Source organism: Streptomyces sp. YGL11-2, assembly GCF_050054615.1.
GTDB lineage: Bacteria > Actinomycetota > Actinomycetes > Streptomycetales > Streptomycetaceae > Streptomyces.
On record NZ_JBNHIN010000149.1, the window covers coordinates 1 to 1,330 of the forward strand.

Annotated in this window: 1 protein-coding gene; it reads right to left on the reverse strand. The window is 66.7% G+C overall.

Annotated elements, in window-relative coordinates:
• Positions 1–767: 767 nt before the first annotated feature.
• Positions 768–1,004 (reverse strand): hypothetical protein, encoded by a 237-nt coding sequence (locus ACO1BR_RS44070; RefSeq protein WP_426800745.1) that lies wholly within the window; start codon positions 1,002–1,004, stop codon positions 768–770.
• Positions 1,005–1,330 lie beyond the last annotated feature (326 nt).

A 1,330-nucleotide genomic window follows, 5' to 3' on the forward strand; every position in this document is an offset into this window, starting at 1 on the left:
GAATAGCAGGCCGACCAGCGATTGCTGAACCACCAGCCCGCCGAACGCCCAGACCAGCACGCCTCAAGATCAATCGCGGGTCAGCCCGTAACCGTGATCGGAACAACTCGTCTAGGGTCAGCGTCGATGGCTGCACAACGTGATACGAGCAGGTCTGCCTCTACCCGGTCGGCACTCCCGCGGACGTTTCTCGTCTGGCTCGCCGGCACCCGTGCTTCGCTCCTTGGCGATGCGGCCCTGTACTTCGCTCTCACTTGGGCTGCCAGCGATCACGGCGGTGTGCTGGCCGCTGATCGCGGCGGCGTGCTGGCCGCTCCGGTCGTCACGTCAATTAACCTGCCGCGCACGGTTCTGCGGCGGACGATGAGCCGGTGCACTGACCCGGGGAGTGGGGCGGTCCACCATGTGCGGTGGACCGCCCTCGGTGTTCTCAGCGCACACCGGGCATCCCCTGACCGGGCTTGCGTGGCGGGCGCAGGACGCCAGGGATCGGCAGGGCGGGGGTATGCCCAAGCCTCGGTCCCGCATCGTGGTGCATCCGCCGGCTCCGACCGGTAGCCGCCGTGGGTATATCGACGCCAACTGGCCCGGGCCCGCCGTGAGGGTCCCGCCCTCCTGCAGTCCTCTACCCAGCAGCCTGGGCGTCGGAATGCCGACGGCTACGGCGGATACTCGGTCGGCGAGGAACTCTTCGGTGCCAATGGGAAGTTGGTGTGGTTCGAGATTCGCAGGCGGCAGGACGACTTCAACGTCGCCGCCTGACGGATCTACCGGCTCTGGGAGCTCTGGGAGGATGTGTCGGGCGACTCGTCGTCGCTGCTGGCGCCGACCCCGGAGCCGAAGCGCTTGCGCAGGGCCTCGAAGGCGGCGGCGCCGAGTATCAGCAGGATAAAGGCGCCGAAAAGGCCGAGCAGGAGCCACAGGTCGAAGGCGTTGTGGACGCCCCTGAAGATGCTGAATATGCCGGATGCGGTCTCGACCGCTGCGTAATGGTGGACGCTCATGCGAAGAGCATCGCCGCTGTCCGCAGGTGTTGACAAATTCATGTCAGGATGAAGTTCGTTGTCGCCCAGCACTGTGCCGGTCTGCCCCAAACATCCGGAGCTGGATCAAGCACGGACGAGGTAACCCGTGTCCCCTTCGGTATGAAGGTGATCAGCGAGGGCGATGGATGACTCGGGCGCCGAGGCACCGGACGTCCTTCGGTCCCATCGACGCTGCAAGACCCGGCGGTCGCCCACCACCTTCGGGGTCACGCCCCTAGCGAAGGTGCTCGCGCTGGGCCTTCGCCGTCCGTCGGACCGCGTGGACGGTGGCGGTCAGCACCAGC

What these genes read in the sequence shown, in the direction of transcription:
- ACO1BR_RS44070 (WP_426800745.1), bottom strand. Translation starts at nt 1,004, where the DNA reads ATGAGCGTCCACCATTACGCAGCGGTCGAGACCGCATCCGGCATATTC.